This window comes from Streptomyces sp. NPDC017936 (genome assembly GCF_044328485.1).
Classification (GTDB): Bacteria; Actinomycetota; Actinomycetes; order Streptomycetales; family Streptomycetaceae; genus Streptomyces.
Genome location: NZ_JBIRHK010000007.1, coordinates 396,202 through 419,505, shown reverse-complemented (window position 1 = coordinate 419,505; position 23,304 = coordinate 396,202). Strand labels below are relative to the sequence as shown.

The 23,304-nt window shown below is 73.7% G+C and carries 17 protein-coding genes and 1 pseudogene; 6 read left to right on the top strand and 12 right to left on the bottom strand.

The genetic code is table 11. The features are described from left to right. Window positions 1–187: 187 nt before the first annotated feature. Complete coding sequence (locus tag ACH4F6_RS17675) at window positions 188–1,171, bottom strand: helix-turn-helix domain-containing protein (RefSeq protein WP_397961076.1); 984 nt, start codon at window positions 1,169–1,171, stop codon at window positions 188–190. 56 nt (window positions 1,172–1,227) lie between these two features. Between ACH4F6_RS17675 and ACH4F6_RS17670 the strand changes: the two genes are divergently transcribed. Next, the gene (locus ACH4F6_RS17670) at window positions 1,228–2,538 is read left to right on the top strand and encodes an MFS transporter (protein ID WP_397961075.1); all 1,311 of its coding nucleotides are present in this window, start codon (window positions 1,228–1,230) and stop codon (window positions 2,536–2,538) included. A gap of 176 nt (window positions 2,539–2,714) precedes the next feature. On the opposite strand, the gene ACH4F6_RS17665 is transcribed toward ACH4F6_RS17670, so the two are convergent. Beyond that, entirely contained in the window at window positions 2,715–3,311 is a 597-nt protein-coding gene (locus tag ACH4F6_RS17665) for a TIGR03086 family metal-binding protein (protein ID WP_397961074.1), read from the bottom strand. Window positions 3,312–3,336: 25 nt separating this feature from the next. After that, window positions 3,337–4,359: a ketopantoate reductase family protein gene (locus tag ACH4F6_RS17660; RefSeq protein ID WP_397961073.1), complete on the bottom strand. Its 1,023-nt coding sequence runs from the start codon at window positions 4,357–4,359 to the stop codon at window positions 3,337–3,339. A 130-nt stretch (window positions 4,360–4,489) separates the two neighbouring features. Here ACH4F6_RS17660 and ACH4F6_RS17655 point away from each other — a divergent pair, with 130 nt between their 5' ends. Then, on the top strand, window positions 4,490–5,389 hold the full coding sequence (locus ACH4F6_RS17655; protein WP_397961072.1) for a transglutaminase-like domain-containing protein: 900 nt from the start codon (window positions 4,490–4,492) through the stop codon (window positions 5,387–5,389). Between the two features lie 15 nt (window positions 5,390–5,404). On the opposite strand, the gene ACH4F6_RS17650 is transcribed toward ACH4F6_RS17655, so the two are convergent. After that, window positions 5,405–5,971, bottom strand: a complete 567-nt coding sequence (locus ACH4F6_RS17650; protein WP_397961071.1) for a DUF1697 domain-containing protein — start codon at window positions 5,969–5,971, stop codon at window positions 5,405–5,407. Between the two features lie 296 nt (window positions 5,972–6,267). Between ACH4F6_RS17650 and ACH4F6_RS17645 the strand changes: the two genes are divergently transcribed. After that, window positions 6,268–8,514, top strand: a complete 2,247-nt coding sequence (locus tag ACH4F6_RS17645; protein WP_397961070.1) for an MMPL family transporter — start codon at window positions 6,268–6,270, stop codon at window positions 8,512–8,514. A gap of 92 nt (window positions 8,515–8,606) precedes the next feature. On the opposite strand, the pseudogene mgt reads toward ACH4F6_RS17645, so the two are convergent. The 4 genes and pseudogenes from mgt to ACH4F6_RS17625 form a co-directional block, all read right to left on the bottom strand. Then, a pseudogene (gene mgt, locus ACH4F6_RS17640) lies at window positions 8,607–9,840 on the bottom strand (macrolide-inactivating glycosyltransferase). A gap of 83 nt (window positions 9,841–9,923) precedes the next feature. Then, window positions 9,924–11,201, bottom strand: a complete 1,278-nt coding sequence (locus ACH4F6_RS17635) for an ABC transporter substrate-binding protein (RefSeq protein ID WP_397961069.1) — start codon at window positions 11,199–11,201, stop codon at window positions 9,924–9,926. Beyond that, on the bottom strand, window positions 11,201–12,034 hold the full coding sequence (locus ACH4F6_RS17630) for a carbohydrate ABC transporter permease (RefSeq protein WP_397961068.1): 834 nt from the start codon (window positions 12,032–12,034) through the stop codon (window positions 11,201–11,203). The genes ACH4F6_RS17635 and ACH4F6_RS17630 overlap by 1 nt, the downstream gene beginning before the upstream one ends. Beyond that, a complete protein-coding gene (locus ACH4F6_RS17625; protein ID WP_397961067.1) occupies window positions 12,031–12,969 on the bottom strand; it encodes a carbohydrate ABC transporter permease in 939 nt (312 codons plus the stop codon). Before ACH4F6_RS17625 ends, ACH4F6_RS17630 begins: the two co-directional genes overlap by 4 nt. Before the next feature lie 183 nt (window positions 12,970–13,152). Between ACH4F6_RS17625 and ACH4F6_RS17620 the strand changes: the two genes are divergently transcribed. After that, complete coding sequence (locus ACH4F6_RS17620; protein ID WP_397961066.1) at window positions 13,153–14,016, top strand: phosphotransferase enzyme family protein; 864 nt, start codon at window positions 13,153–13,155, stop codon at window positions 14,014–14,016. Window positions 14,017–14,044: 28 nt separating this feature from the next. On the opposite strand, the gene ACH4F6_RS17615 is transcribed toward ACH4F6_RS17620, so the two are convergent. From ACH4F6_RS17615 to ACH4F6_RS17600, 4 genes are all read right to left on the bottom strand, one after another. Beyond that, window positions 14,045–14,770 (bottom strand): 3'-5' exonuclease, encoded by a 726-nt coding sequence (locus ACH4F6_RS17615; RefSeq protein ID WP_397961065.1) that lies wholly within the window; start codon window positions 14,768–14,770, stop codon window positions 14,045–14,047. Between the two features lie 118 nt (window positions 14,771–14,888). After that, the gene (locus ACH4F6_RS17610) at window positions 14,889–16,127 is read right to left on the bottom strand and encodes an SAV2148 family HEPN domain-containing protein (RefSeq protein WP_397961064.1); all 1,239 of its coding nucleotides are present in this window, start codon (window positions 16,125–16,127) and stop codon (window positions 14,889–14,891) included. A 102-nt stretch (window positions 16,128–16,229) separates the two neighbouring features. Beyond that, a complete protein-coding gene (locus ACH4F6_RS17605; RefSeq protein ID WP_397961062.1) occupies window positions 16,230–17,552 on the bottom strand; it encodes a copper amine oxidase in 1,323 nt (440 codons plus the stop codon). 64 nt (window positions 17,553–17,616) lie between these two features. Next, entirely contained in the window at window positions 17,617–18,456 is an 840-nt protein-coding gene (locus tag ACH4F6_RS17600; RefSeq protein WP_397961060.1) for a Tat pathway signal sequence domain protein, read from the bottom strand. A gap of 190 nt (window positions 18,457–18,646) precedes the next feature. Between ACH4F6_RS17600 and glgX the strand changes: the two genes are divergently transcribed. Together glgX and treY are read left to right on the top strand one after the other, a co-directional pair. After that, on the top strand, window positions 18,647–20,764 hold the full coding sequence (gene glgX, locus ACH4F6_RS17595) for a glycogen debranching protein GlgX (RefSeq protein WP_397961059.1): 2,118 nt from the start codon (window positions 18,647–18,649) through the stop codon (window positions 20,762–20,764). A 68-nt stretch (window positions 20,765–20,832) separates the two neighbouring features. Further along, window positions 20,833–23,187 carry a malto-oligosyltrehalose synthase gene (gene treY / locus ACH4F6_RS17590; protein WP_397961058.1) on the top strand — a complete coding sequence of 785 codons (2,355 nt, stop codon included), beginning with the start codon at window positions 20,833–20,835 and terminating at the stop codon, window positions 23,185–23,187. The last annotated feature ends 117 nt before the right edge of the window (window positions 23,188–23,304 follow it).

Sequence of the window (23,304 nt, the reverse complement as noted above, 5' to 3'; positions counted from 1 at the left end):
TCCCGGCTTCGCCGGAGCGCGGCGCCCCCGTCGTCTTCCGCTCCCCCGCGCCGACAAGGCGCGGCTGCCCTCCTCTCCCGCGACGTGGTCCACCGGACAGGACCCGGCGACCGCCCCGCGGGGACGTCCCGGGCGGCCGCGGGGGCGTCGGGCGCTGCCGGCACGGCGCGTCCGTGGACGTCGGCCCCTAACGGCACAGTTCGTCGCCGAGCCGGGTCCGGGCGTACCGGACGGTGCGGCCGCCGCGGGTGCGGGTGAGCAGGCCCGCGTCGTAGAGGACGGCGAGGTGCTGGCTGACGGCTCCCGGCGTGACGTCCAGGCGGTGGGCCAGTTCGGTGGTGGTGGCCGGTTCGGCCAGCAGCAGGAGCAGCCGGGCGCGGGGACGGCCCAGGAGGCGGACCAGCGCGTCGCGGGTGACCGGGGGCGGCGTCTCGGAGAGGGTGGCGCGGCCGCGCGCCGGATAGATGAGCACCGGGGGCCGTGAGGGGTCGATCAGGGGCTGGGCGCCGCGGGCGAACAGCGTCGGCAGCAGCACCATGCCCCGTCCGGCGACACTGACGCCGGCCCACGGCACGGGCACCGTGAAGTGCCGGGCGGACACCCGCAGATGGCTGCCCGTCCAGGTGAGCCGGTCGTCGAGCCCCGGCAGCAGCGCGCCCGCGCCCCGCTCCGCCAGTACCCGTCCCCGGTACGCCAGGTCCGCCTCCAGGATGCTCTGCACGCGCGGCCACCAGTCGGTGGCGAGGCAGGTGTGCCAGTAGGCGTCGAGGGCGTCGGCGATCCGGGCGAGGAGGGCGGCGGGATCGGCGAGGCCCCGGGCGACGACGGGAGGCAGCGCGTCCTCGGTCCGGTAGGTGGCGCGCAGGTCGGCGGCGACGACGCCGGGCGGGGTGGCGCGGACCCGGTCGAGTTCGCCGGCGAAGGCGGGGCGGGCCCGGTCGGGGCGGGGGGTGAGGAAGTCGGGGACCCACAGCCAGGGGGCGACCAGGGCGGTGAGCAGCTCGCGGTCGAGGGAGTCCAGACGCGGGCGGATGCGGCGCAGCCACGGCCGGTGGTGCGGGTAGCGGGCCGGGTCGTGCAGGCAGCGCAGCGAGAACACGGCCTCCTGGAGCGGGGAGTACGCGAAGGAGGTGGTGGCGAGGTCGTCGACGGCGAAACGGATCTCGATCATTGAGCGCCACGCTAAATCAATGCCGGGCCCGGGGGGCCTCCGGGTTGGCTTTCCGCATGACCACGACACCAGCCTCCTCGGCTTCCGGCCAGGGCGGTCCCCCGCGCTCCACGGCGACGGGGCCCGCCACCCGACTCTCCGGTCTCCTCCCCGTCGACCCCGTGCTGCGCCGCGCCTCGCTGCTGACGCTCGTCAACTCCCTCGGCAACGGCCTCTACTTCCCGCTCGGCGTCCTGTACTTCACCCGGATCGTCGGCCTGGACACGACGGCCGTCGGGCTCGGGATGACGGGCGCGGGGCTGGTCGGCGTGGCGGCCGGGGTGCCCGCGGGGCGGGCGGCGGACCGGTGGGGAGCCCGGCGGGTGGCCGCGCTGCTGTGGGCCGGCACGGGGGTGGCGACGGCCGCGTACGTGCTGGTGCACTCGTACGCGGGCTTCCTGCTCGCCGTGGTCTGCGCGACCGGGCTGCAGATGGCCTCGCGCGGGGTGCAGGGCGCGCTGTACGCGGACGTGCTGCCGGCGGCGACGCGGGTGGAGGCGCGGGCGTACCTGCGGATGGTGACGAACGTCGGCATGGGCGTCGGCGGCGCGTTCGGCGCGATCGCGCTCCAGCTCGACACCCGTGGCGCGTACGTGACGGTGATCGCGCTGAACGCGCTGTCATTCGCGGGGCCCGCGCTGCTGATCCCCGGCCTGCCCCTGGCGCCGCACGCCGTGGAGCGCGCGCCGCTCGCCGCGGACGCGCCGGCCGCCGACCGCTGGCGCGCGGTGCGCGACCTGCCGTTCCTGGCGGTGACCGTGCTGAACGCCGTCCTCGTCGTGCAGTACACGCTGTCGGAGGTGGGCCTGCCGTTGTGGATCGTGGAGCGGACCGACGCGCCGCGCTGGACGGCGGCCCTGCTGATGATCGTGAACTGCGTGCTGGTGGCCCTGCTCCAGGTGCCGGTCGCCCGCCGCTTCTCCCGGGTCCCCGACGCGGTGCGGGCGATGGGCCGGTCGGGCCTGCTGCTGGCCGCCGCCTGCGCGGTCTACGCCGTCTCGGCGGGCCTGGACCCCGTGTGGGCCGTCCTCGCCCTCACCGCCGGCGCCGTCGTCCACGTCCTCGCCGAGGTGCTCTCCGCGGCCGGCGGCTGGACCCTCGGCTACGCGCTGGCCGACTCCCGCGCGCACGGCGTCTACCAGGGCGTCTTCGGCGCGGGCATGTCCGCCGGGATGATGGCGGGCCCGGCCCTGGTCACCGTCACCGCGATCCGGCACGGCTCGGCCGGCTGGGCGGCGCTGGGCGTGCTGTTCGCGGCGGCGGGACTGGCGATGGGGCCGGCGGTGCGGTGGGCGGCGCGGGACGGGTGGCGGGGGGAGACGGACTGACGGGGCGTGAGACGACCTGCGATCCTGTGGTCCGGGGGACCGCGCCGGACCGGAGGAGCGCGGCCTGCGCCACGGCGTCGCGCCCTGGTGGCCGCACGGCGTCCTGGACTACCTGCGCCACCCCTCCGTGTCCGGGACCGTCCTCGCCGTGTGACGGGTCCCGCGCCCGGCGTCTGTCAGCGGTGGTCCGGTGCGCCCTGTCGCGGGTCGCGTCCGCTCGCCGCCAGGGCCCGCTCGAAGGCCGGCGCGTCGTCCGGTACCGGTACCGGGGCGGCGAAGCCGTCGTACTGGCGGTACAGGTCCCCGTGGCGTTCGACGACGTCGAGGACCAGCCGGGCCGCGCCGTCGGAGACGTGGAACGCCTGGCCGGTGGACACGGCCACGTCCCAGCCGTGCACGGCGATCTCCTTGAGGATCATCGAGGCCAGCTCGGCGGCGGGCAGCGCGGCGAGCCCGAGGTCGACCTCGCCCTCCCACACGGCCGGGTCGGACCAGGCGGCCACCGCGCGGTCCAGCTGGGCGGCGTACGCCCCGGCCCAGTCCGGTTCGGCGGTGAAGTCGCGGGCGACGAGGTCCGCGGGGAGCTCCTTGCGCAGGGCGCGGTGCTCCAGGCCGTGGGAGGTGTAGAGGACCCAGTGGTTGACCAGGGCGCGCAGGTCCCAGTCGGTGCAGTGGGTGGGTTCGGTCAGCCGGGCCGCCGGGACGCCGCGCGCGACGCGCGCCGCCTCGGCGGCACATTCGGACAGGTACTGGTGCGTCTCGTCGTGCTTCATGCCCCTCACGCTAGGGAGCGCGCCGTCAGGACTCTTGAACAAACGCGACAGCCTCGTCGGCCAGCCGCAGCAGGTCCGGCAGCGGCAGCGAACCGGGGGCCCGGCGCTCGCGCGCGAAGCGGTTCGCGAGGCGCTGCAGCAGCTCGTTGAGCGGTGCCGGCACGCCGTGCAGGCGGCCGAGGAGGACGATCTCGCCGTTGAGGTGGTCGGCCTCGATGCTGCCGGTGCCCCGGCTGAGGGACTGCCACGAGGAGCCGCCGCCGCGCCGGACGCCGTCCAGCGGCACCAGGGTGACCTTGTCGCCCCGGGCGGCCGCCTGCTCCTCGGCGCCTGCGTACGCGATCCCGGCGGCCCGCAGGACGGCCTCCCCCTCGGCCCGCACCCTCCCGTACAGCGCGACGGCGTCGTCGCCGTCGACGGGGCCGCTCACCGCCTCCAGGGCGTTGCCCAGGTTGGACAGCAGCTTGGCGTACTGCCAGCGCGCCACGTCCGGCACGACCGGCGCCTCGAAGCGCGCCTTCTCCAGGCCGGCGGCGATCCGGCGGGCGGTGTCGTCGGTGCCGTGCGGGTACCGGCCGAGGTGGAGAACGCCGGTGAGGGGGCTGCCGGCGGCGGAGACGACGCCGGGTTCGACGTGGGTGGCGGGCAGCCAGACGCAGACGCCGTAGACGCGCCGGAAGCGGCGCAGGGCCAGCCGCTGGCTCTCCACGCCGTTCTGCGCGCAGACCAGCGGCAGCCGTTCGGCCGCCGTGCCGCCGCCCTCGACGGGTGCGGGAGCCCAGGCCTGGAGGGCGGCCTCGCTGTCCTGCGTCTTGACCGCGAGGACGAGGACGTCGTCGGCGCGCAGGGTGCCGAGCGCGCCGGGTCCGTCGACGACGGGCAGCCGGTACGTCAGGTCGCCGCCGGGCACCCTCAGCCGCAGCCCGCCCTCCCGCAGTGCCGCGCGGTGCGCACCGCGTGCGACCAGCACGACCTCCTGCCCGGACTCCGCGAGCCGCCCGCCGACGGTCCCGCCGACCGCCCCTGCCCCGATGATGACGTAGCGCATGGGCCGAGCCTCGCACAGCCGGGCGCCGACGTGCGCCCGGATCCGCGGACGCCGGGCCGCCGGCGACGTCCCCGTGGACGCCCCGGGCCGGCCTTGACCTTGCCCCTGGGGGAAGGCCGAGGGTCCGGGCATGGACGACTTCTTCCTGAGGCAGACGCCGTACAGCGATCCCGGCGGCCTCGACGTCTCCGGCCTGCCCCGTGATCCGGGCGGACTCACGTTTCTGGTGCGAGGTCTGATGCTGCATCGGCTGGAGGTCGAGCGCGTCGGGTGCGCCGTTCCCGGGCGGTGGGTGCGCGAGGACGCCGAGGCCCGGTACGTGACGGAGATGCTGCGGATCCTGCGCGAGCGCCAGGACGGACCGCTCACCGGACCCCGCCCCTACGAGCGGCGGTTCGTCGGCACGTGCCGGGACTTCGCGCTGCTGCTGTGCTCGCTGCTGCGGGCGACCGGCACGCCGGCCCGCGTCCGGGGCGGGTACGCGACGTACTTCGTCGACGGCTTCCACGACGACCACTGGGTCACCGAGTACCGGCTCCCGGACGGGACCTGGCGGTTGGCGGACGCCCAGGTGTCCGCCGGTCCCTACGACGTGCCCTTCGACCCGCTGGACGTGCCCCGGGACCGGTTCCTGGTGGCGGGGCGGGCGTGGCGGGCCTGCCGGGCCGGGGAGGCGGACCCGGGGACGTTCGGGGTGTGGGCCGACCCCCGGCTGCGCGGCGGGTGGCTCGTCCTCAACAGCGTCGTCCTGGACCTCGCCGCCCGCGGCGGAACGGAGCCGCTGCCCTGGGACGGCTGGGGGCTGTCCCCCGTCGGCCGCCACGCCGCTCTCCTCGAGGAGCCCGGCGGCCCGGCCGGCGTGCTGGGCGCGGACGACCTCGCCCTGGTCGACGCCGCCGCGGCGGCCCGCACGGACGAGGAGGTCCGCCGGCTCTCCTCGGACCCCCGGCTCGCCGTGCCGCGCGAGATCCTTTCCCTGGCCCCCTTCCACGGCCTGCGGAAGGTCACCCTCGCGCCGTCGCCCGCGTAGTCCCTCCGCGGTCGCTCACCCGGCCGCCTCCGTCGCGCCGCGCGTCATCTCGACCAGCTTGAGCACGGTGTTCCAGTTGCGGGTGGTGGCGATCAGCCCCTCGGTCACGCGGGGCCTGGACAGCTGGTCGGCGAGCCGGGAGCGGCCCAGGCCGTCGGGGGCGTACAGGTACAGGGCGCGGTCGCCGAGCCGGAACTCCTCGGGGAGGTGCGCGGCGCCGTCGATCCCCGCGAAGCGGTCGGGGGCGACGGGGGCGGAGAAGTAGGTGACGTGGAGCTGCCTGGCCTCCAGACCGGCGGCCGGGAACGGGCAGGCCCCGGCGACCGCCTCCAGATAGGCGTGGTCGCGGACGATCACGTCGACCCCGAAGCCGAAGTGCCGCTCGATCGCCCGCGCGACCTCCCCGGCGATGTCCTCCTCGTCGCCGTGGCCGCGGGAGAAGACGGCCTGGCCGCTCTGGAGGTGGGTGCGCACGTCGCCGTACCCGAGGCCCTCGAGGAGGGTGCGCAGGGCGGCCATCGGGACCTTCCTGGCGCCGCCCACGTTGATGCCGCGCAACAGCGCCGCGTACGTCGTCGTCATCCGCCCACGATAGAGCGGCCGTCGTGGCCCGTGGGGCGGGCACGACGGCCGCCGGGCGGGGGCGCGCGCCCCTCCGGCCGATCGCCGGAGCCCTGATCACCGCCCCGGAGTTCCTCCGAGTAGATGTAAGGGGCCACATCCTCCCCAGCGGTGAGAGGCCGGGGTCCGGGGGGAGGAGCCGGGGTGCGGGGACTTCACCGGACAGCACGACGAGATGGCTTTATCCGGCCCCTACCTTCGAAAGCGAAAGGTGGCGGCAGGGGGCTGCCACCGCACCTCAAGGGGGAAAGCCCGTCATGGGGAAGGAAGAATCGCGGGTGCGGGGCATCGCCGCGCGGGCCGGCGGATGGAGCGCCCGGCACCGCTGGGCGGCCGTGGGCATCTGGGTGCTGTTCGTCGTCCTGGCCATGGGGCTCGGGTCGGCGGCGGGCCGGGTCGACGTCAAGGACAGCGACCAGCTCAAGGGAGAGACGCACACCGCCGCCAAGATCATCGAGGATGCCGGGATCGAGGAGCCCGCGAGCGAGACGGTCCTCCTCCAGGCGAAGGACGGCGGCCTGAAGGCCACCGACGCCGAGTTCCGCCAGGCCGTCGAGGCCGTCGTCAAGGCCGTCCAGGGCACCGGCAAGGTCACCGGCGTCACCTCGCCGTACGACACGCGGACGATCTCCGAGGACGGCCACAGCGCGCTGGTGCAGTTCGACATCACCGGCGACTCCGACACCGCGGGCGAGCGGGTGGAGCCGGTCCTGAAGGCCGTCGAGGGCGTGCAGAAGGAGCACGGGTCGCTGCGGATCGAGGAGATCGGCGGCGCCAGCATGATGAAGACGTTCGACGACGCGTTCGGGGACGACTTCCAGAAGGCCGAGTACTCCGCGGTGCCGGTGGCCCTCGGCATTCTGCTCATCGCCTTCGGCGCGCTGGTCGCGGCGCTGCTGCCGGTGCTGCTGGCGATCACCGCGATCATGGCGACGATGGGCCTGATGGGCGTCGTCAGCCATGTCATGCCGATGAGCGACACCGCCAACTCCGTGATGCTGCTGGTGGGTCTGGCGGTCGGTGTCGACTACTGCCTGTTCTACCTGCGCCGGGAGCGGGAGGAGCGGGCCGCCGGGCGGGACGCGCAGACGGCCCTGCGGGTCGCCGCCGCGACCAGTGGCCGCGCGATCGTCGTCTCCGGTGTCACGGTGTGCGTGGCGATGGCGGGCATGCTGTTCACGGGGATCTCCGAGTTCGAGGCGATGGGCCTGGCCTCGCTGATCGTCGTCGCCGTGGCCATGGTCGGTTCGGTGACCGTCCTGCCCGCGCTCCTGTCCCTGCTGGGCGAGCGGGTCGAGAAGGGCCGCATCCCGTTCCTCAAGCGCCGCGGCACCGCCGGCAACGGCGGCAGCCGGTTCTGGTCGGCCGTCCTGAAGGGCGTGCTCGCCAAGCCCGTCGTCTCCGTGGTCGTCGCGGCCGGCGCGCTGCTCGCCATCGCGTCCCCCGCGCTCGGCATGAAGACGCAGCAGCTCACCCTGGACCAGGAGTTCGGCGACTCGCTGCCCATCGTCCAGACGTACAACCGGCTCAACGAGGCCTTCCCCGGCGGTTCGGATCCGGCCGAGGTCGTCGTCAGGGCCGAGGACATCAACGCGCCCGAGGTGAAGTCCGCGCTCGCCGACTTCCGTGAGCGGGCGATCAGTTCTGGTGCCTCGCGCGGCCCGGTCGAGATCAAGCTGCACGACGCGCAGAACATCGCCTTCGTCTACGTCCCGCTGGTCGGCGGCTCCGACCTGGACAAGGCGGGCGCGAGCCTGGACAAGCTGCGCGACGACGTGCGGCCCGCCACGCTCGGCAAGGTCGACGGCGTCGAGGCGCCGATCACCGGGCAGGTGGCCGGTTCGAAGGACTTCAACGACCAGCTGGCCGGAGCCGTCGTCCCGGTCTTCGCCTTCGTCGTGGTCTTCGCCTTCGGGCTGATGCTGCTGTCGTTCCGCTCGCTGACGATCGCGCTCACCTCGATCGTGCTGAACCTGCTGTCGGTGGGCGCGGCCTACGGCATCCTCGTGGCGGTCTTCCAGCACGGCTGGGGCGCGTCGGTGGTGGGCGCGGAGGGCGTCGGCGCCATCATCAGCTGGCTGCCGCTGTTCCTCTTCGTGATCCTGTTCGGCCTGTCGATGGACTACCACGTGTTCGTGGTCTCCCGGATCCGTGAGGCGCGGCTGCGGGGCCGGACCACGAAGGACGCGATCACCCACGGTGTCGTCACCACGGCGGGTGTCGTGACCAGCGCCGCCGTCATCATGGTCGCCGTGTTCGCGATCTTCGGCACGCTGTCCATGCAGTCCATGAAGCAGATGGGCGTGGGCCTCGCGGCGGCGGTCCTGATCGACGCGACGATCATCCGGGGCGTGCTGCTCCCGGCGGTGATGGCCCTGCTGGGCGAGCGCAACTGGTACCTGCCCCGGTGGCTGCACCGGCTGCCCGACCTCACCCACGACGAGTCCCCGGAGGCGGTCGCGCGGACGACGCGGGACGACGAGGGTGAGCCGGTGAGGGTCTGACACCTTCCGGCGAGCGGGGGCCCGTTGACCACCGGGGAGTCAACGGGCCCTCGTTCACGTGTGCTCGCTCTCGCCCGCTGCCGGGCCGGCGGCTACGGCAGCTCGGCCTCGATGAGGTCGGCCGCCCTGCGGGTGCCGCCCTCCTCGGCCATGCCGGCCCGGATCTCCTTCAGCCGGCGGGCGACCTCGGGGTCGTCGACCAGGGCCAGGGCGGTGGCCCGCAGCGTCTTCGCGGTCACCTCCTGAACCGGCACGTGCCGGGCGACCCCGAGCGACTGGAGCACGTCGGCGTTCCCGAACTGGTCCGCGGCCTGCGGTACGGCGATCATCGGGGTCGCCGTGGCCAGCCCCTCCTGGCTGCCGCCGGCGCCGGCGTGGGTGACGAACAGGTCGGCCTGCTTCAGGATCGCCAACTGCGGCACCCAGGAGCGCACTTCGACGTTCGCGGGTACGTCGCCCAGCTCGGCCGGGTCGACGTGCCTGCCGATCTGGAGCACGAGGTGCCAGCCGGGCAGGCCGGCGAACGCCTCCACGCACGTCCGGTAGAAGTCCGGCCGCTTGGTGAAGGCCGAGCCGAGCGAGACGAGGACGACCTTCTCGGCGCCGGCGGGCCGCGTCCAGCCGCCCTCGGCGGCACGGTCGCCCTGGCAGGCGCCGACGAACGTGTACACGCTCTCGTCGACCCGGTCGGCGTTCGGCTGGAGCGCCCTGGGGATGAGGACCAGGGAACGGGCGGGCCGGCCGGCGAAGTGGTCGGGGTGGAGGGTGATCCCGTTCTCCTCCAGCCAGGCCTGGAAGCGGGCGTAGTACGCCCGGCCCCGCTCGGTCCTCCTGGGCTCCGCCCACATCGGTTCGGCGACCTCCTCCTCGTAGCCCTCCCAGGCGACGAGGGCGGGCGAGAGGGAGATCGCGGGCACGCCCCAGCGGTGGGCGAGGACGCGGGCGGGGTAGGCGGCGATGTCGTGCAGGACGAGGTCGGGCTCGTCCCCGGCGTAGGCCTCGATCAGCTGGGGCAGGGCCTGGATCGCGTCGTTCAGGAAGGGCTCGACGTTGTCGAGGAGGGTGGTGCCCCAGGCCGACGGGTCGGCGTCGGGCGACGGCAGGGTGGAGTGCCACGGCTTCACCTCGGCGCCGGTCGCGGCGACCTTGTCGGCGAAGAAGGGCGGGACGGCGTAGGTGACCCGGTGGCCGCGCGCGACGAGTTCGCGGATCACCTCCAGGCTGGGGTTCACATGGCCGTGGGCGGCGATGGAGAACATGGCGATGTGCGCGGGAGCGGTCATGTCGTCGACCGTAGACGAGACGATACGTCTCGTGCAACCGCAATACGGTCCGGCCGGCCGCCGTCGAGCACCGGGGCGACGGTGCTCCGGCCGCCGGCGGCCGTCGGCGGCACCGGCCGTCGGCGGTCAGCGCTGGTAGCGCGCCAGGACGAGGTTCCCGTCCTTCTCCAGGCGCTTCCGCAGCTCCGCCAGGCCGATCGCGCCGCTGTAGTACTCCTGGAAGGCGGGTGTGGCGACCTTGTCCTTCCACTCCGGGTAGCCGCGGACGGACTGCGCGGGGGCCGGGCGCAGGTGGGCGGCCAGTGCGGTGCCGACGGCCCAGTCGTCCTTCGTGGTGCGCAGGGCCGGGTCGGCGAGCGCCCGGGTGCCCGTGGGCAGCATCCAGTCGCCCAGGGCCAGCCGGACCATGTTCGGCGGCCGCAACAGGAAGTCGATGAAGGCGGCGGCCTCCTCCTTGTGCGGGCTGTCCTCGGCGATGGACAGCGTCTGCGGGCTGACGCCCTGGGTGAGCCCCTCGGCTCCCGCCGGGGCGGGCAGCACCTGCCAGTCGAAGCCCTTCGGCGCCTGCTGGACGATCTGCTGGCGGTAGGAGAAGCCGAGCGGGACCATCGCGTACTTGCCGGCGAAGAAGCCGGGCAGGGTGTCCGAGCCGCCGCTGCCCAGCAGCGACCCCGGTGCGCTGCCGTCCTCGCCGACCTGGTCGTGGACGGTGCGCGGCACGACCTCGTCCCCCGCCTCGAAACGGACCGTGACCTTGCCGTCCGGGTCCCGGTGGAACAGCTGCCCGCCCGCCGACAGGGAGAGGTTGAGGGTGGCGGAGACGGGGTCCTTCAGCGGCCACGCCACGCCGTACCTGCCGTCGCCGGAGAGCCGCTCGGTGATCGCGCGGAACTCGGCCCAGCTCCACGGCCGTTCGGGGGTGGGGATCCGCACGCCCGACTCCTTCAGCCGGGTCGCGTTCGCGATGAGGACACGCGGCTCCTGGAGGAAGGGGACGCCGTAGACGCCGTCGCCGAAGGTCACCGTCTCCCAGCTGCGCCGCGGGATGTCCGACCTGAGCCGCTCGGGCAGCAGGCCGGACAGGTCGGCGAGGTGGCCGCCGTGGGCGAAGTCCGCGAGGTCGTCGGAGGCGTCGTGGATGACGTCCGGCGCCTCGCCGCCCTCGAAGGAGGTGAGGAGCTGGTCGTGGACGCTGTCCCAGCTGCCCTGGACGTACTCCACCCGGACGTCCGGATGGCTCGCGTTCCACTCCCGCACGAGTTCCTTGTTGACCTCGACGGACTCCTCCTGCCAGGCCAGTGACCGAAAGCGCAGGGTGACCGGGCCGTCGCCCGCGTCGCCCCGGTCCGTGCAGCCGGCGAGCAGCAGGAGCAGGGCGAGGAGGCCCGCGGCCGTCGTGCGCATCAGCTCTTCACCGCCCCGGCGAGCATGCCGCTGGTGATCCGCCGTTGGACGACCGCGAAGACGACCAGCGAGGGAAGGGTGGCGAGGAAGGCGGCGGCCGCCAGCGGGCCGAGGTCGGCGACGCCCTCCGCGCCGATGAAGTGGGTGAGGACGACCGGCAGGGTCTGCTTCTGCGGGGACTTCAGCAGCACGAGCGCGAAGAAGAACTCGTTCCACGCCGTGATGAACGCGAACAGTCCCGTCGCCACGATCCCCGGCGCGAGCAGCGGCGCGGTCACCGACACCAGCGTCCTGAGCCGCCCGGCCCCGTCCACGGCCGCCGCCTCCTCCAGTTCCACGGGCACCGCTCGGACGTGTCCGACCAGCATCCACAGGGCGAACGGCAGGGCCCACACCACGTACACCATGACCAGACCGGGCAGGGAATCGATCAGCCGCAGGTTCTTCAGCACCAGGAAGAGCGGGATGATCACCAGCACCAGCGGGAACGTCTGGCTGACCACCACCCAGCCGGTCGCGGCCCGTGCGAGCAGGGTGCGGCGCCGGGCGATGACGTAGGCGAGCGGTGTCGCGACCAGTACGGCGATCAGCGCGGCCCCGGTGGCGGCCAGCAGGGAGTTGCCCGCGGCGCGCAGCAGCGGCTGTTCGTCGAAGGCCTGCCGGAAGTTGGCGAGGGTGGGGTCGTCGGGGATCCAGGCGGGGTGCAGAGCGCCCAGTTCCCGCGGCGACTTGAAGGCGGTGGAGACCAGCCAGAGGAAGGGGAAGGCGAGGAAGACGAGATACCCGAGGAGGGCGAGGTACTGCCCGGCGCGGCCCGCGGCACTGGTCCTCATGCCTCGTCACCGCCCTTCAGCCGGCCCACCAGGAAGAGGGCGAGGAGCACCGAGATCACCGCGACCATCACGCATCCCATCGCCGCCGCGTAGCCGAACTGTCCGTAGCGGAAGGCCTCTTCGTAGGCGAAGAGCATGGGCAGCCGGGTGCGGCCGCCGGGGCCGCCGCTGGTCAGGACGTAGACCAGGGCGAAGGAGTTGACGTTCCAGATGAAGTTCAGGGCGGTGATCGCGAGGGCGATCGGGCGCAGGGCGGGCCAGGTGACCGTGCGGAAGCGGCGCCAGGCGCCCGCGCCGTCGACCGCGGCCGCCTCGTGGAGTTCGCGCGGGGTGTTCTGGAGTCCGGCGAGCAGGGCGACGGTCGTCTGCGGCATGCCCGCCCAGACGCCGACGACGATCACCGCGGGCAGGGCGGTCGCGAGGCCGCCCAGCCAGTCCCGTCCGTCGCCGAGGCCCAGGTCGCGCAGTGTCTCGTTGAGGACACCGGCGTCGGGGCTGTAGACGAGCCGCCACATGATGCCGACGACGACCTCGGGCATGGCCCAGGGCACGATCGCGAGGGCGCGGGCCAGCCAGCGCAGCCGTAACCGCTCGTCGAGCAGCAGCGCCAGACCGAGGGCGAGCAGGAACTGGGGGACGGTCACCCCGACCGCCCAGACCAGCCCGATGCGGAACGACTCCCGGAACAGGGTGTCGTGCCGCAGGTCCCGGAAGTTGAGTCCGCCGATCCACTCGGTGGGCTCGGTCCGGCCCGACTGGGCGTCGGTGAAGGCCAGCAGGATCCCGTAGAGCAGCGGGCCGACGCTCAGCACCAGGACGGGGATCAGCGCGGGCAGGACCAGGAACCAGGCGCCGCGGCCCCTGCCGGGCCGGGCCGGCGCGGCGGTGCCGGGCGCGCGGGGCAGCGTGCGGCTCTCCTCGGTCGTCGACGGCACGAGGCGGTCCCCCTTCCCGTGGTGGTGACGGGCCCCGCCATGGTCGTGAAGCCGGTGTGCGCCGTCAAGGCACCGCGCACACGGTCCGACCTGTGGGAATGCGAGACTGGCCGGGGGATGGCCGGAACCCGGCGCCGGCCCCGGGCCGGGGCTCGCCGGCACACGACGACACGGAGGCGGACGATGGACGAGGCACACGCGCGGGACGTCCTGGCCACGGCGGGGGTGCTGCCCGGCCCGGTCCGGGACGCGCGGCTCCTCGCTCTGGGCGAGAACGCGGTGTTCGCCGCCGGGGACCTGGTGGTGAAGGTGGGCCGCGACGCCGGACTCCTCGACCGGGCCCGGCGCGAGCTGGCCGTCGCGGCCTGGCTCGCCGAGGCGGACGTCCCGGCGGTGCGGGCGGCCGGGCCCGAGGCCCTGCTGGTCGAGGGGCACCCGGTGACGGTGTGGCACCGGCTGCCCGACCCGGTGCGGCCCGCCGAACCGCGGGATCTGGCCGAACTGCTGCGCATCGTGCACGCCCTGCCCTCCCCCTCCTTCGCCCTGCCGCCGCGCGACCTGCTGTCCGGCGTGGAGCGCTGGCTGCGGCTCGCGGGCGACGCGATCGACCCGGCGGACGCGGCGTATCTGCGCGAGCGCCGGGACGGCTTCGCGGCGGCCGCCGCCGCGCTCACCCCGCACCTGCCGCCCGGCCCCGTCCACGGCGACGCCCTGCCGCGCAACGTGCACGCCGGACCGGACGGTCCGGTCCTGGTCGACCTGGAGACCTTCTCCGCCGATCTGCGCGAGCACGACCTGGTCGTGATGGCCCTCTCCCACGACCGCTACGGCCTGCCCGCCGAGGCCTACGACTCCTTCACCGAGGCCTACGGCTGGGACGTGCGGGAGTGGGAGGGCTGTGCGGTGCTGCGGGGCGCCCGGGAGACGGCGAGCTGCGCCTGGGTCGCCCAGCACGCGCCGGCCAACCCGAAAGCGCTGGCCGAGTTCCGGCGCCGGGTGGCGTCGCTGCGGGACGGGGACGCGACGGTGCGCTGGTACCCGTTCTGACCGGCGCCGGGACCGGGGCCGGGACGGCTCAGGCGGAGCGGCTGTCCGCCGGCTCCCGCAACGGCCAGGTGCCCTCCACCACGGCCTGCGCGTCGCCCTTGCGGCGCAGGAAGTCCTGGAAGTCCGCCGCCCACTCGGCGTACCACTCGATCTGGCGGCGGTGCAGGTCCGCCGGGCCGAGGGCCGCGACCTTGGGGTGGCGCTCGGCTATCGCGCAGGCCAGCCGAGCCGCGGCGAGGGCGTCGGCGCAGGCGTCGTGCGCGGCGTCGAGCGGGACGCCGTACTCGGCGCAGACCGCTTCGAGGTTGCGCTTGCCGCGGCGGTAGCGGTCGGCCCAGCGGTCGATGGTGTACGGGTCGACGACCGGGGCCGGGTCGAGACCGCCGAGGCGGTCGCGCAGGGACGGCAGTCCGTGCCGCCGCAGCTCGGCGGTGAGCAGCGTCAGGTCGAAGGCGGCGTTGTACGCGACGACCGGGACGCCCGTCCTCCAGTGCGTCACGAGGGCGTCGGCGATGGCGTCCGCGACCTGGTCGGCGGGGTGGCCCTCGGCGGCCGCCCGCTCGTTGCTGATCCCGTGGACCGCCACCGCGTCCGCCGGGATCTCCACGCCCGGGTCCGCCAGCCACTCCCGGCGCTCCAGGACCTGCCCGCCCCTGACCTCGATCACGGCTCCCGTGACGATGCGCGCCTCGCGCGGATCCGTACCGGTCGTCTCCAGGTCGAAGCCGATGAGCAGCTCGTGGTGCCAGGCCATGGTGGCCCCCCTTCTTGGTGGTGCTTCCCCCAGTGGTCTCCACCTTCCCATGCGCCACTGACAATCGGAGGATCGCATTCCGCTCACCTCCCGGGGGAATCGGGAGATACCGGGCAGCTTAGGACACCGGACGCGAATCCGCCCAGGCCAGTTCGAACTCCTCGCGGTAGGCGGCGAAGAGTCCGCCCTCGTCGACCTCGCCCGACTTGACCACCCGGCTGCCGTTGCGCAGGACCAGCACCGGCGCCTCCATGCCGCGCATGCGCCGCAGGTAGGACTGGACGACCGCGACGCCGTCGGAGCCGTCGCCGTCGACGAGGTAGGCGGTGAAGCGGGGGGTCTCGTCGTACACCTGGATCTGGAAGGCGCCCGGGTCGCGCAGCCGGGAGCGCACCCTGCGCATGTGCAGGATGTTCATCTCCACCGACCGGCTCAGCTCTCCGCGCTTCATGCCGAGTTCGCGTTCGCGGCGCTTGACCGCGCTGGAGGCCGGGTTGAGGAAGAGCAGCCGGACCCGGGCGCCCGCCTCGGCGAGGCGGACCAGCCGGCGGCCGGAGAAGTTCTGCACCAGCAGGTTGAGGCCGATGCCGATGGCGTCGAGGCGGCGGGCGCCGTCGAAGATGTCCTCGGCGGGGAACCGGCGCAGCAGCCGCACCCGGTCGGTGTGGACGGCGACGACGTCCGCGTACCGGTCGCCCACCAGGTCCTCGACGGCGTCGACGGGCAGCCGGCGCGCGGACGGCACGTCGCCGCCGGTGCCGAGCATCTCCAGCAGCCGCGCGGAGGCCCGCTCGGCCTGGTTCAGCACGGCCTCGGACAGCGCCCGGTTGCGGGAGACGACGTTGCGGGTCACCTCCAGCTCGTCCAGGGCGAGTTCGACGTCCCGGCGGTCGTCGAAGTACGGCTCGAAGCAGGGCCAGTGCTGCACCATCAGCTCGCGCAGCTGGGGCAGCGTGAGGAAGGAGATCACGTTGTCGTCGGCCGGGTCGAGCAGGTAGCCCTTGCGGCGGCTGACCTCGCGGACGGCGACCGCGCGCTGCACCCATTCCTGTCCGGCGGGGCCGGCCGCGGCGACCACCCAGTCGTCGCCGTGGACGGGTTCGTAGATGGGCCGCAGGACGGCGGCCACCACGGAGCGCAGCCGTTGTTCGACGAGGTTCAGCCAGATGTAGGCCCGGCCGGCCCGCTGGGCGCGGGTGCGCACCTCGTGCCAGGCGTCGGCGTCCCAGTCCAGCTCCGGCCCGATGGCGCCCTCCATCGGCCGGGCCAGGGACACCGTGCCGGGCGGGACGTCCGTGGAGGATCCTCCCTCGTGACCCTCGTCACCAGGGGGCAGCTCCAGCCCTCCCGAGCCCACCCAAGCACCGCCTTCCGCTCCCCCGAGCACTCCCCGTCCCAACGATCAAGGAAGGGTACTCCGGGAGCGGCCGGCGGTGCAGCCGGATGGACAGGTCGTTTCTCAACTTCCGTCGTCGGGGCGCCCGTTCTCGCCCGCGAGGGCGGGCGGAGTGAGCGGGCTCATAGCGGTGACGTCCCGCGGCGCGATGGAGAAACCCTGCCAGTGGACCGGCATGGGCTGCTGGTCCTCGTCCCGGGCGACGTGGTGGAAACCGACGTTGACCCAGGTCACCGGATGGGTGAGCGTCTGGCCGTCCACCCACTTGTCGACGGAGTGGCCGTGCCGGGGACTGCCGCAGTTGAGCAGGTTGTTGCTGGCGTACTGCTCGCACTTGTTGTACTGCGTGAAGTAGACGTCGTGCCGGGTGAAGGCCCGTCCGGGGTACTTGGAGGTCGCGCCGGGGACGATCTCGTACGAGCGCGGGTGGCCGTCCTTGTTCTTGCCGGTCGCGCTGACGACCCGCCACCAGCGCATGTTCGCGGCGTCGCCCGCGAGTTCCTTGGTGACGGCGGTGCGGGTGGTCCTGGTGGTCGGGCCCTGGCCGCCGGCCGCGGGCGGGCTGACCACCGAGTCGTACTGCTCGACCTTGGTCTTGGAGGAGCCGTCGAGGCCGAAGTCGAGCCGCCAGAAGACGTTGTGGTTGTGACTGGTGGCGTAGGCCTTGGCGCCCTTGCCCAGGGGCCAGCCGCGGCCGTCGCCGGCGTCGTAGTCGAAGGGCGACAGGCTGCCGGTGGCGCCGACGTTCATGGTGACGGTGCCGTCGTCGGAGAAGCGCCACTCGGTGATGTACTCGTACCAGCTCACCTTGTTGACGGTGTAGACGAGCAGGTCCTTGCCCTGGGCCTGGTAGACCTTGCCCGAGTCGGTCTGCATGCGGTAGGCGTGGCCGCGCGCGCGGGTCGTCGTGCACAGGCCTTTGACGTTCGGGTTCTCGGAGTTGTACGCCTCGGGGACCTTCACCGTCTTGATGGTGCCGCCGGGGCACTCGCCGGGGGCCATGTTCACCAGGCCCGAGCCGAAGTTGTAGTCGGTGATGTCGTTGTACTCGTTCTTGCCGTCGTCGTACGGCACATGGATCTGGGCGAGCTTGGCGCTGTTGAGGACCTGGATCGGGCGGGTCTCGCCGGGCGGCTGGTAGGAGATCTTCTCCAGGACGAGGCCGGACTTGGCCTCGAAGCGCCAGCACATGCGCCAGGTCGTGCCGTTGGAGAGCTTCTGCTGGATACGGTAGGCGGCGCTGCAGTCGGCGGCCGCCGCCGGGGCCGCCTTCGGCCGGGCGGCGGCGGGGCCGGTGCCGGCGGTCGTCGCGCCGGCGGCCAGCGCGGCCACGGACAGGCCGAGGGCCGCTCCCTTGCGGGCACGGCTGTTTCTGATCACGCGCATGAGGACAGGACTCCCTCTGCATCCCTACGACGGGAGATGACGGTCGGAAAACTGGACGGAGTGGTCAGCCGGCGAGCCCGGCCACCTTGCGGGCGCTGAGGTCGATGACGAAGGACCGGGTGTCGATCCACGGTCCGTTCCTGACCTTCGTCAGCAGCCGGACGCAGCGGTGGACGCCGCACTGGTCGAGGACGGCGGGCTGGGCGCCCGGCGAGGCGCGGTACACCATGCCGGCGAGCACCAGTTGGTCCGGCGAGGTGAGCTCCTTGCCGGTGGCGTCCTTGTAGTCCGCCTTCAGGCCCGCGCCCAGCGGGTCGCCGATCAGCAGTCGGGCCGCCTCGTCCTGCTCGGCGGCGCTCAGCGGCGGCTGGACGCCCCGCTGCGTGCCGGTGCTCTCGACCTTGCCGGTGTCGAGGTTGACGGTCCTGGTGACGAGGGTGTCGTTCTTGTAGTCGTAGAGGGTCACCTCGGCGCGCCGGGGCGCGTCCGGGTCGTCGACCTCGTCCGCCGCGGGATCGGCGAGATCCACGCTCAGGCGCTGCGGGCCGCGGTCGCCGTCGACGTCCTCGCCGGCGTCGAGGAGCCGCCGGTCGACCGCGAGGCCCTGGACCCGCGCGATCTCGTCGTCGGTGAGGGGGTCGCGGCCCTGGCCCTTCTCGCCCTCGGCCGGCGCCTCCTCGACGACTCCGGGCTCGACCGCGGCCGAGCCGCCCTGCTGCCCCGCGCCCTGTCCGGCCCGCTGCTGTCCGGCCGACCGGCCCGCGGCCTGTCCGGTTCCCCCTCCGGTTCCCTCCGCCCCCGCCGTGCCCGGCAGGGTGACCGCGATCATCGCTGCCGTAGCGGCCACCGCGACGGCCGTTCCCGCCACCACCTTGCCCAGGTGGCGGCGCACTGTCGTGCGCACATCTTCCCCCTGCTCCCCCATTGCCCCGGGAGTACGTGATTGCCCCATCTGGTCGGCACACGCCCGGTCGCGGCGTATGCACTGGTCGACGGGTAAGAGGGGCGTAAGTCACAGGTGGTTCCCTCACTTTCCTGGAGACTCGATGCCAAGGCACCCCCAGCGGGTCGGCACACCTGAAAGAGTCGTATCCATGCAGGTCTGGCCTGGAGAGGCATATCCCCTCGGCGCCACGTACGACGGCGCCGGTACGAACTTCGCGGTCTTCACGGAGGCCGCGGACCGAGTAGAGCTGTGTCTGCTGCACGACGACGGCTCCGAGACGGCGGTGGAACTTCGGGAGAGCGACGCGTTCGTGCGGCACGCGTACGTGCCGGGCATCATGCCGGGGCAGCGCTACGGCTTCCGGGTGCACGGCCCCTACGCACCCGAGCGGGGGCTGCGCTGCAACTCGGCGAAGCTGCTGCTCGACCCGTACGCGAAGGCGATCAGCGGCGCGGTCCGCTGGGGCGAGGAGGTGTACGGCTACCATTTCGGCGCCCCCGACCGGCGCAACGACCTGGACTCGGCGCCGCACACGATGACGTCGGTGGTGGTCAACCCGTACTTCGACTGGGGCGACGACCGGCGCCCGCGCACCGAGTACCACCACACGGTGATCTACGAGGCCCATGTGAAGGGCCTCACGATGCGTCATCCGGGACTGCCGGAGGAGCTGCGCGGCACCTACGCGGCGCTCGCCCACCCGGCGATCATCGAACACCTCACCGAACTGGGCGTCACGGCACTGGAGCTGATGCCCGTACACCAGTTCGTCAACGACCACCGGCTGGTCGACATGGGCCTGAACAACTACTGGGGCTACAACACCATCGGCTTCTTCGCCCCGCACAACGCCTACGCCTCCTGGGGCGACCGCGGGCAGCAGGTCCTGGAGTTCAAGTCGGCGGTGCGGGCGCTGCACGAGGCCGGGATCGAGGTCATCCTCGACGTGGTCTACAACCACACCGCCGAGGGCAACCACCTGGGACCGACGCTGTCCTTCCGGGGCCTGGACAATCCGTCGTACTACCGCCTGACGGACGACCCGCGGTACTACATGGACACCACCGGGACCGGGAACTCCCTGCTCATGCGGTCCCCGCACGTGCTCCAGCTGATCATGGACTCGCTGCGGTACTGGGTCACCGAGATGCACGTCGACGGGTTCCGCTTCGACCTCGCGGCGACCCTGGCCCGCCAGTTCCACGAGGTCGACCGGCTGTCGTCGTTCTTCGACCTGGTGCAGCAGGACCCGGTCGTCTCCCAGGTGAAGCTGATCGCCGAGCCGTGGGACGTCGGCGAGGGCGGCTACCAGGTCGGCAACTTCCCGCCGCTGTGGACCGAGTGGAACGGCAAGTACCGCGACACCGTCCGGGACCTGTGGCGGGGCGAGCCGCGCACGCTCGCGGAGTTCGCCTCCCGGCTGACCGGCTCGTCCGACCTCTACCAGGACGACGGCCGGCGCCCGCTGGCCTCGATCAACTTCGTCACCTGCCACGACGGTTTCACCCTGCACGACCTGGTGTCCTACGACCACAAGCACAACGAGGCCAACGGCGAGGACAACCGGGACGGCGAGAGCCACAACCGGTCCTGGAACTGCGGGGCGGAGGGCGACACCGACGATCCGGCGGTGCTGGAGCTGCGCGCCCGGCAGATGCGCAACTTCCTCGCCACCCTGATGCTGTCCCAGGGCGTGCCGATGATCAGTCACGGCGACGAGGTGGCGCGCACCCAGCGCGGCAACAACAACGCCTACTGCCAGGACAGCGAGCTGTCGTGGGTGGAGTGGCCCGAACCCGGGCAGGACGGCAGCGACCTGCTCGCGTTCACCCGCGCGCTGGTGCGGCTGCGCAGGGAGCACCCGGTCTTCCGCCGGCGCCGCTTCTTCCACGGACGGCCCGTGGAGGGCACCCACGACGAGCTGTCGGACATCGCCTGGTTCACCCCCGAGGGCAAGGAGATGACCCAGCGGGACTGGAACTCGGCGCAGGTCTCGGCGCTGGCGGTGTTCCTCAACGGCAACGCGATCTCCGAGCCCGGCGCGCGCGGGGAGCGGATCACCGACGACTCCTTCCTGCTGATGTTCAACGCCTCGCCCCGGCCGCTGGAGTTCGTGGTGCCGGTCGACCACGGGCGGCAGTGGCAGGTGGTCGTGGACACGGCCGACCCGGAGACGGTGGCGCGGGGGGCGGGCCCCAAGGTCGCGGCCGGTGACCGGCTGACCCTGGTGGACCGGAGCATGACGGTGCTGCAGCGGCCGGCCTGACCCGGGGGGTCCGTCCACCTGGCGGGCCCGATGACACGAAAGGGGGCAGGGCGGGTACGTAGGTCTCCATGACCTCTGCGCGCCCCGCCCCCGTCGTGCCCACGGCCACCTACCGGCTCCAGCTGCAGCCCGCGTTCCCGTTCGCCGCCGCGGCGGCGGTCGTGCCGTACCTGGCCTCGCTCGGCGTGTCGCATCTGCACCTGTCCCCCGTCCTGGAGGCCGTGCCGGGCTCCCCGCACGGGTACGACGTGGTGGACCACGCGCGCGTGCGCGAGGAACTGGGCGGCGAGGAGGGGCTGCGGGCGCTGGCCCGCACCGCGCGGGAGCACGGGCTCGGGCTGGTCGTGGACATCGTGCCGAACCACATGGCGGCCGTCCCGCGGCACAACCGCGCCCTGTGGGAGGTGCTGCGGGAGGGCCCGGCGTCGGCGTACGCGCGCTGGTTCGACATCGACTGGGAGGCGCAAGGAGGCCAGGTGCTGCTGCCGGTGCTCGGCGGGCCGCTGGGCGAGGTGTCGGAGGACCTGCGCGTCGACGGGGACGTCCTGCGCTACCACGACCACGTCCTGCCGCTGCGCGAGGGCACCGGGGACCTGCCGCTGCCCCGGCTGCTGGACGCGCAGTGGTACCGGCCGGTGTGGTGGCGGCTGGCCCGTACCGAGCTGAACTACCGGCGGTTCTTCAGCATCTCGGAGCTGATCGGGGTGCGGGTGGAGGACCCCGAGGTGTTCGAGGCCACGCACGCGAAGATCCTCCAGCTGCTGCACGAGGGCGTGGTGGACGGCCTGCGCGTCGACCACCCCGACGGCCTCGCCGACCCCGGCGCCTACCTGGAACGGCTGCACGAGGCGAGCGGGGGCCGCTGGACGGTCGTCGAGAAGATCCTGGCGGACGGGGAGCGCCTGCCGGACGCCTGGCCGGTGGCCGGCACCACCGGCTACGACGCCCTGCGCCACGTCGACGGCCTCTTCCTCGACCCGGAGGGCGCGGGCCGGCTGCGGGAGCTGTACGGGCGTTTCGCGGCCCCGCAGGCGGACCGGGGCGGGGACTGGGCGGCGACCGCGCGGCGGGCGGCGTACGGAGTGCTCTCGCACGAGCTGGCCACCGAGCTCGACCGGCTGACCCGGGCGGCGGTCCGGGTGTGCGCCGCCTCGCCGGACCCGGCGCTGCGCGACCGGGCGCCCTGGGCGCTGCGCACGGCGCTGGAGGAGCTGCTGGTGCGGATGGAGGTGTACCGGCCGTACACCGCGGACGACGCGGCCGCCGTCGTCACCGCGGAGGCGGCCGGGGAGGCGCGGCAGGCCTTCGCCGTCCCGCAGGAGGCGGGGGCGGTCGACGTGGTGCGCGCTCTGGTGCTGGGGCGGGACCCGGGGCCGGCGGCCGTGGAGTTCCGCACGCGGTTCGCGCAGACGGCGTCCGCGCTGCGGGCCAAGGCGGTGGAGGACACGGCGTTCTACCGGTACGTGCCGCTGCTGTCGGCGAACGAGGTGGGCGGCGATCCGGGCCGGCCGGGGGTGTCCCCGGACGCGTTCCACGCCTACTGCGCGCGCGTGCAGCGGGACTGGCCGGTGAGCGGGACGGTCGTGTCGACGCACGACACCAAGCGCAGCGCCGACGTGCGGGCCGCGCTGGCCGTGCTGTCGGAGTGCCCGGGGCGCTGGGCGGAGGTGCTGGCGCAGGTGTCGCGGGCCGGGGAGGCCGTGCCGGACGGGCAGACGGCGTGGGCGGCCTGGCAGACCGTGTTCGGGCTCGGGCCGGCGGCCCCGGAGCGGGTGCGGGAGGCGCTGCTCAAGCATGTGCGCGAGGCGGGGCTGTTCACGAGCTGGACGGAGCAGGAGCCGCCGTACGAGGAGGCGGTGGCCGCGTTCCTCGCGGCGGGGCCGTGCGGGACGCCCGGCGAGCGGGTGGCCGCGCTGCGGGACGCGCTGGAGCCGCACGTCCGGGCCAACGTGCTGGGCACGGCGCTGGTCCACCTGACGATGCCGGGCGTGCCGGACGTCTACCAGGGCACGGAGGGCGAGTACCGGGCCCTGGTCGACCCGGACAACCGGCGGCCGGTGCGGTTCCCGCCGGTGGACCCCGGCGCGAAGGGCGAGGTGACGGCGGCGGCGCTGCGGCTGCGCCGGCGGCGGCCGGACGTCTTCGGGGCGGCGGCCGCGTACGAGCCGCTGGCCGCCGAGGGGCCGGCCGCCGGCCACTGTCTGGCGTTCGCGCGCTCCGGCGAGGTCGTCACGGCGGTGACACGGCTGTCGCTGCGGCTGGCGGAGGCGGGCGGCTGGCGGGAGACCCTGCTGGCGCTGCCGCCGGGGAGGTGGGCCGACGTCCTGGACGGGGAGCGGGAGTTCACCGGGCACGTGCGCGTGGCGGAACTGTTCGGACGGCTGCCGGTGGCGCTGCTGGAGCGGGTGGGTCCGGTGCGCTGACCGCGCCCCCGGCTCCGGGCGTGCCCCCGGGTGCCCCCGGAAGGCTCCCCGGTCGCGTTCTTGACAGGGCGTGGCGTCCGTGGGGTACTGCGGATTGCGAAGGCCGGGCGGACGTGA

Excerpts from the sequence above, each read along its gene's own strand:
- ACH4F6_RS17670 (WP_397961075.1), top strand. The coding sequence starts at position 1,228 with ATGACCACGACACCAGCCTCCTCGGCTTCCGGCCAGGGCGGTCCCCCG.
- ACH4F6_RS17635 (WP_397961069.1), bottom strand. The coding sequence starts at position 11,201 with ATGCGCACGACGGCCGCGGGCCTCCTCGCCCTGCTCCTGCTGCTCGCC.
- glgX (WP_397961059.1), top strand. The coding sequence starts at position 18,647 with ATGCAGGTCTGGCCTGGAGAGGCATATCCCCTCGGCGCCACGTACGAC.
- ACH4F6_RS17675 (WP_397961076.1), bottom strand. The coding sequence starts at position 1,171 with ATGATCGAGATCCGTTTCGCCGTCGACGACCTCGCCACCACCTCCTTC.
- ACH4F6_RS17650 (WP_397961071.1), bottom strand. The coding sequence starts at position 5,971 with ATGACGACGACGTACGCGGCGCTGTTGCGCGGCATCAACGTGGGCGGC.
- ACH4F6_RS17605 (WP_397961062.1), bottom strand. The coding sequence starts at position 17,552 with ATGCGCGTGATCAGAAACAGCCGTGCCCGCAAGGGAGCGGCCCTCGGC.
- ACH4F6_RS17615 (WP_397961065.1), bottom strand. The coding sequence starts at position 14,770 with ATGGCCTGGCACCACGAGCTGCTCATCGGCTTCGACCTGGAGACGACC.
- ACH4F6_RS17655 (WP_397961072.1), top strand. The coding sequence starts at position 4,490 with ATGGACGACTTCTTCCTGAGGCAGACGCCGTACAGCGATCCCGGCGGC.
- ACH4F6_RS17660 (WP_397961073.1), bottom strand. The coding sequence starts at position 4,359 with ATGCGCTACGTCATCATCGGGGCAGGGGCGGTCGGCGGGACCGTCGGC.
- ACH4F6_RS17620 (WP_397961066.1), top strand. The coding sequence starts at position 13,153 with ATGGACGAGGCACACGCGCGGGACGTCCTGGCCACGGCGGGGGTGCTG.
- ACH4F6_RS17630 (WP_397961068.1), bottom strand. The coding sequence starts at position 12,034 with ATGAGGACCAGTGCCGCGGGCCGCGCCGGGCAGTACCTCGCCCTCCTC.
- treY (WP_397961058.1), top strand. The coding sequence starts at position 20,833 with ATGACCTCTGCGCGCCCCGCCCCCGTCGTGCCCACGGCCACCTACCGG.
- ACH4F6_RS17665 (WP_397961074.1), bottom strand. The coding sequence starts at position 3,311 with ATGAAGCACGACGAGACGCACCAGTACCTGTCCGAATGTGCCGCCGAG.
- ACH4F6_RS17645 (WP_397961070.1), top strand. The coding sequence starts at position 6,268 with ATGGGGAAGGAAGAATCGCGGGTGCGGGGCATCGCCGCGCGGGCCGGC.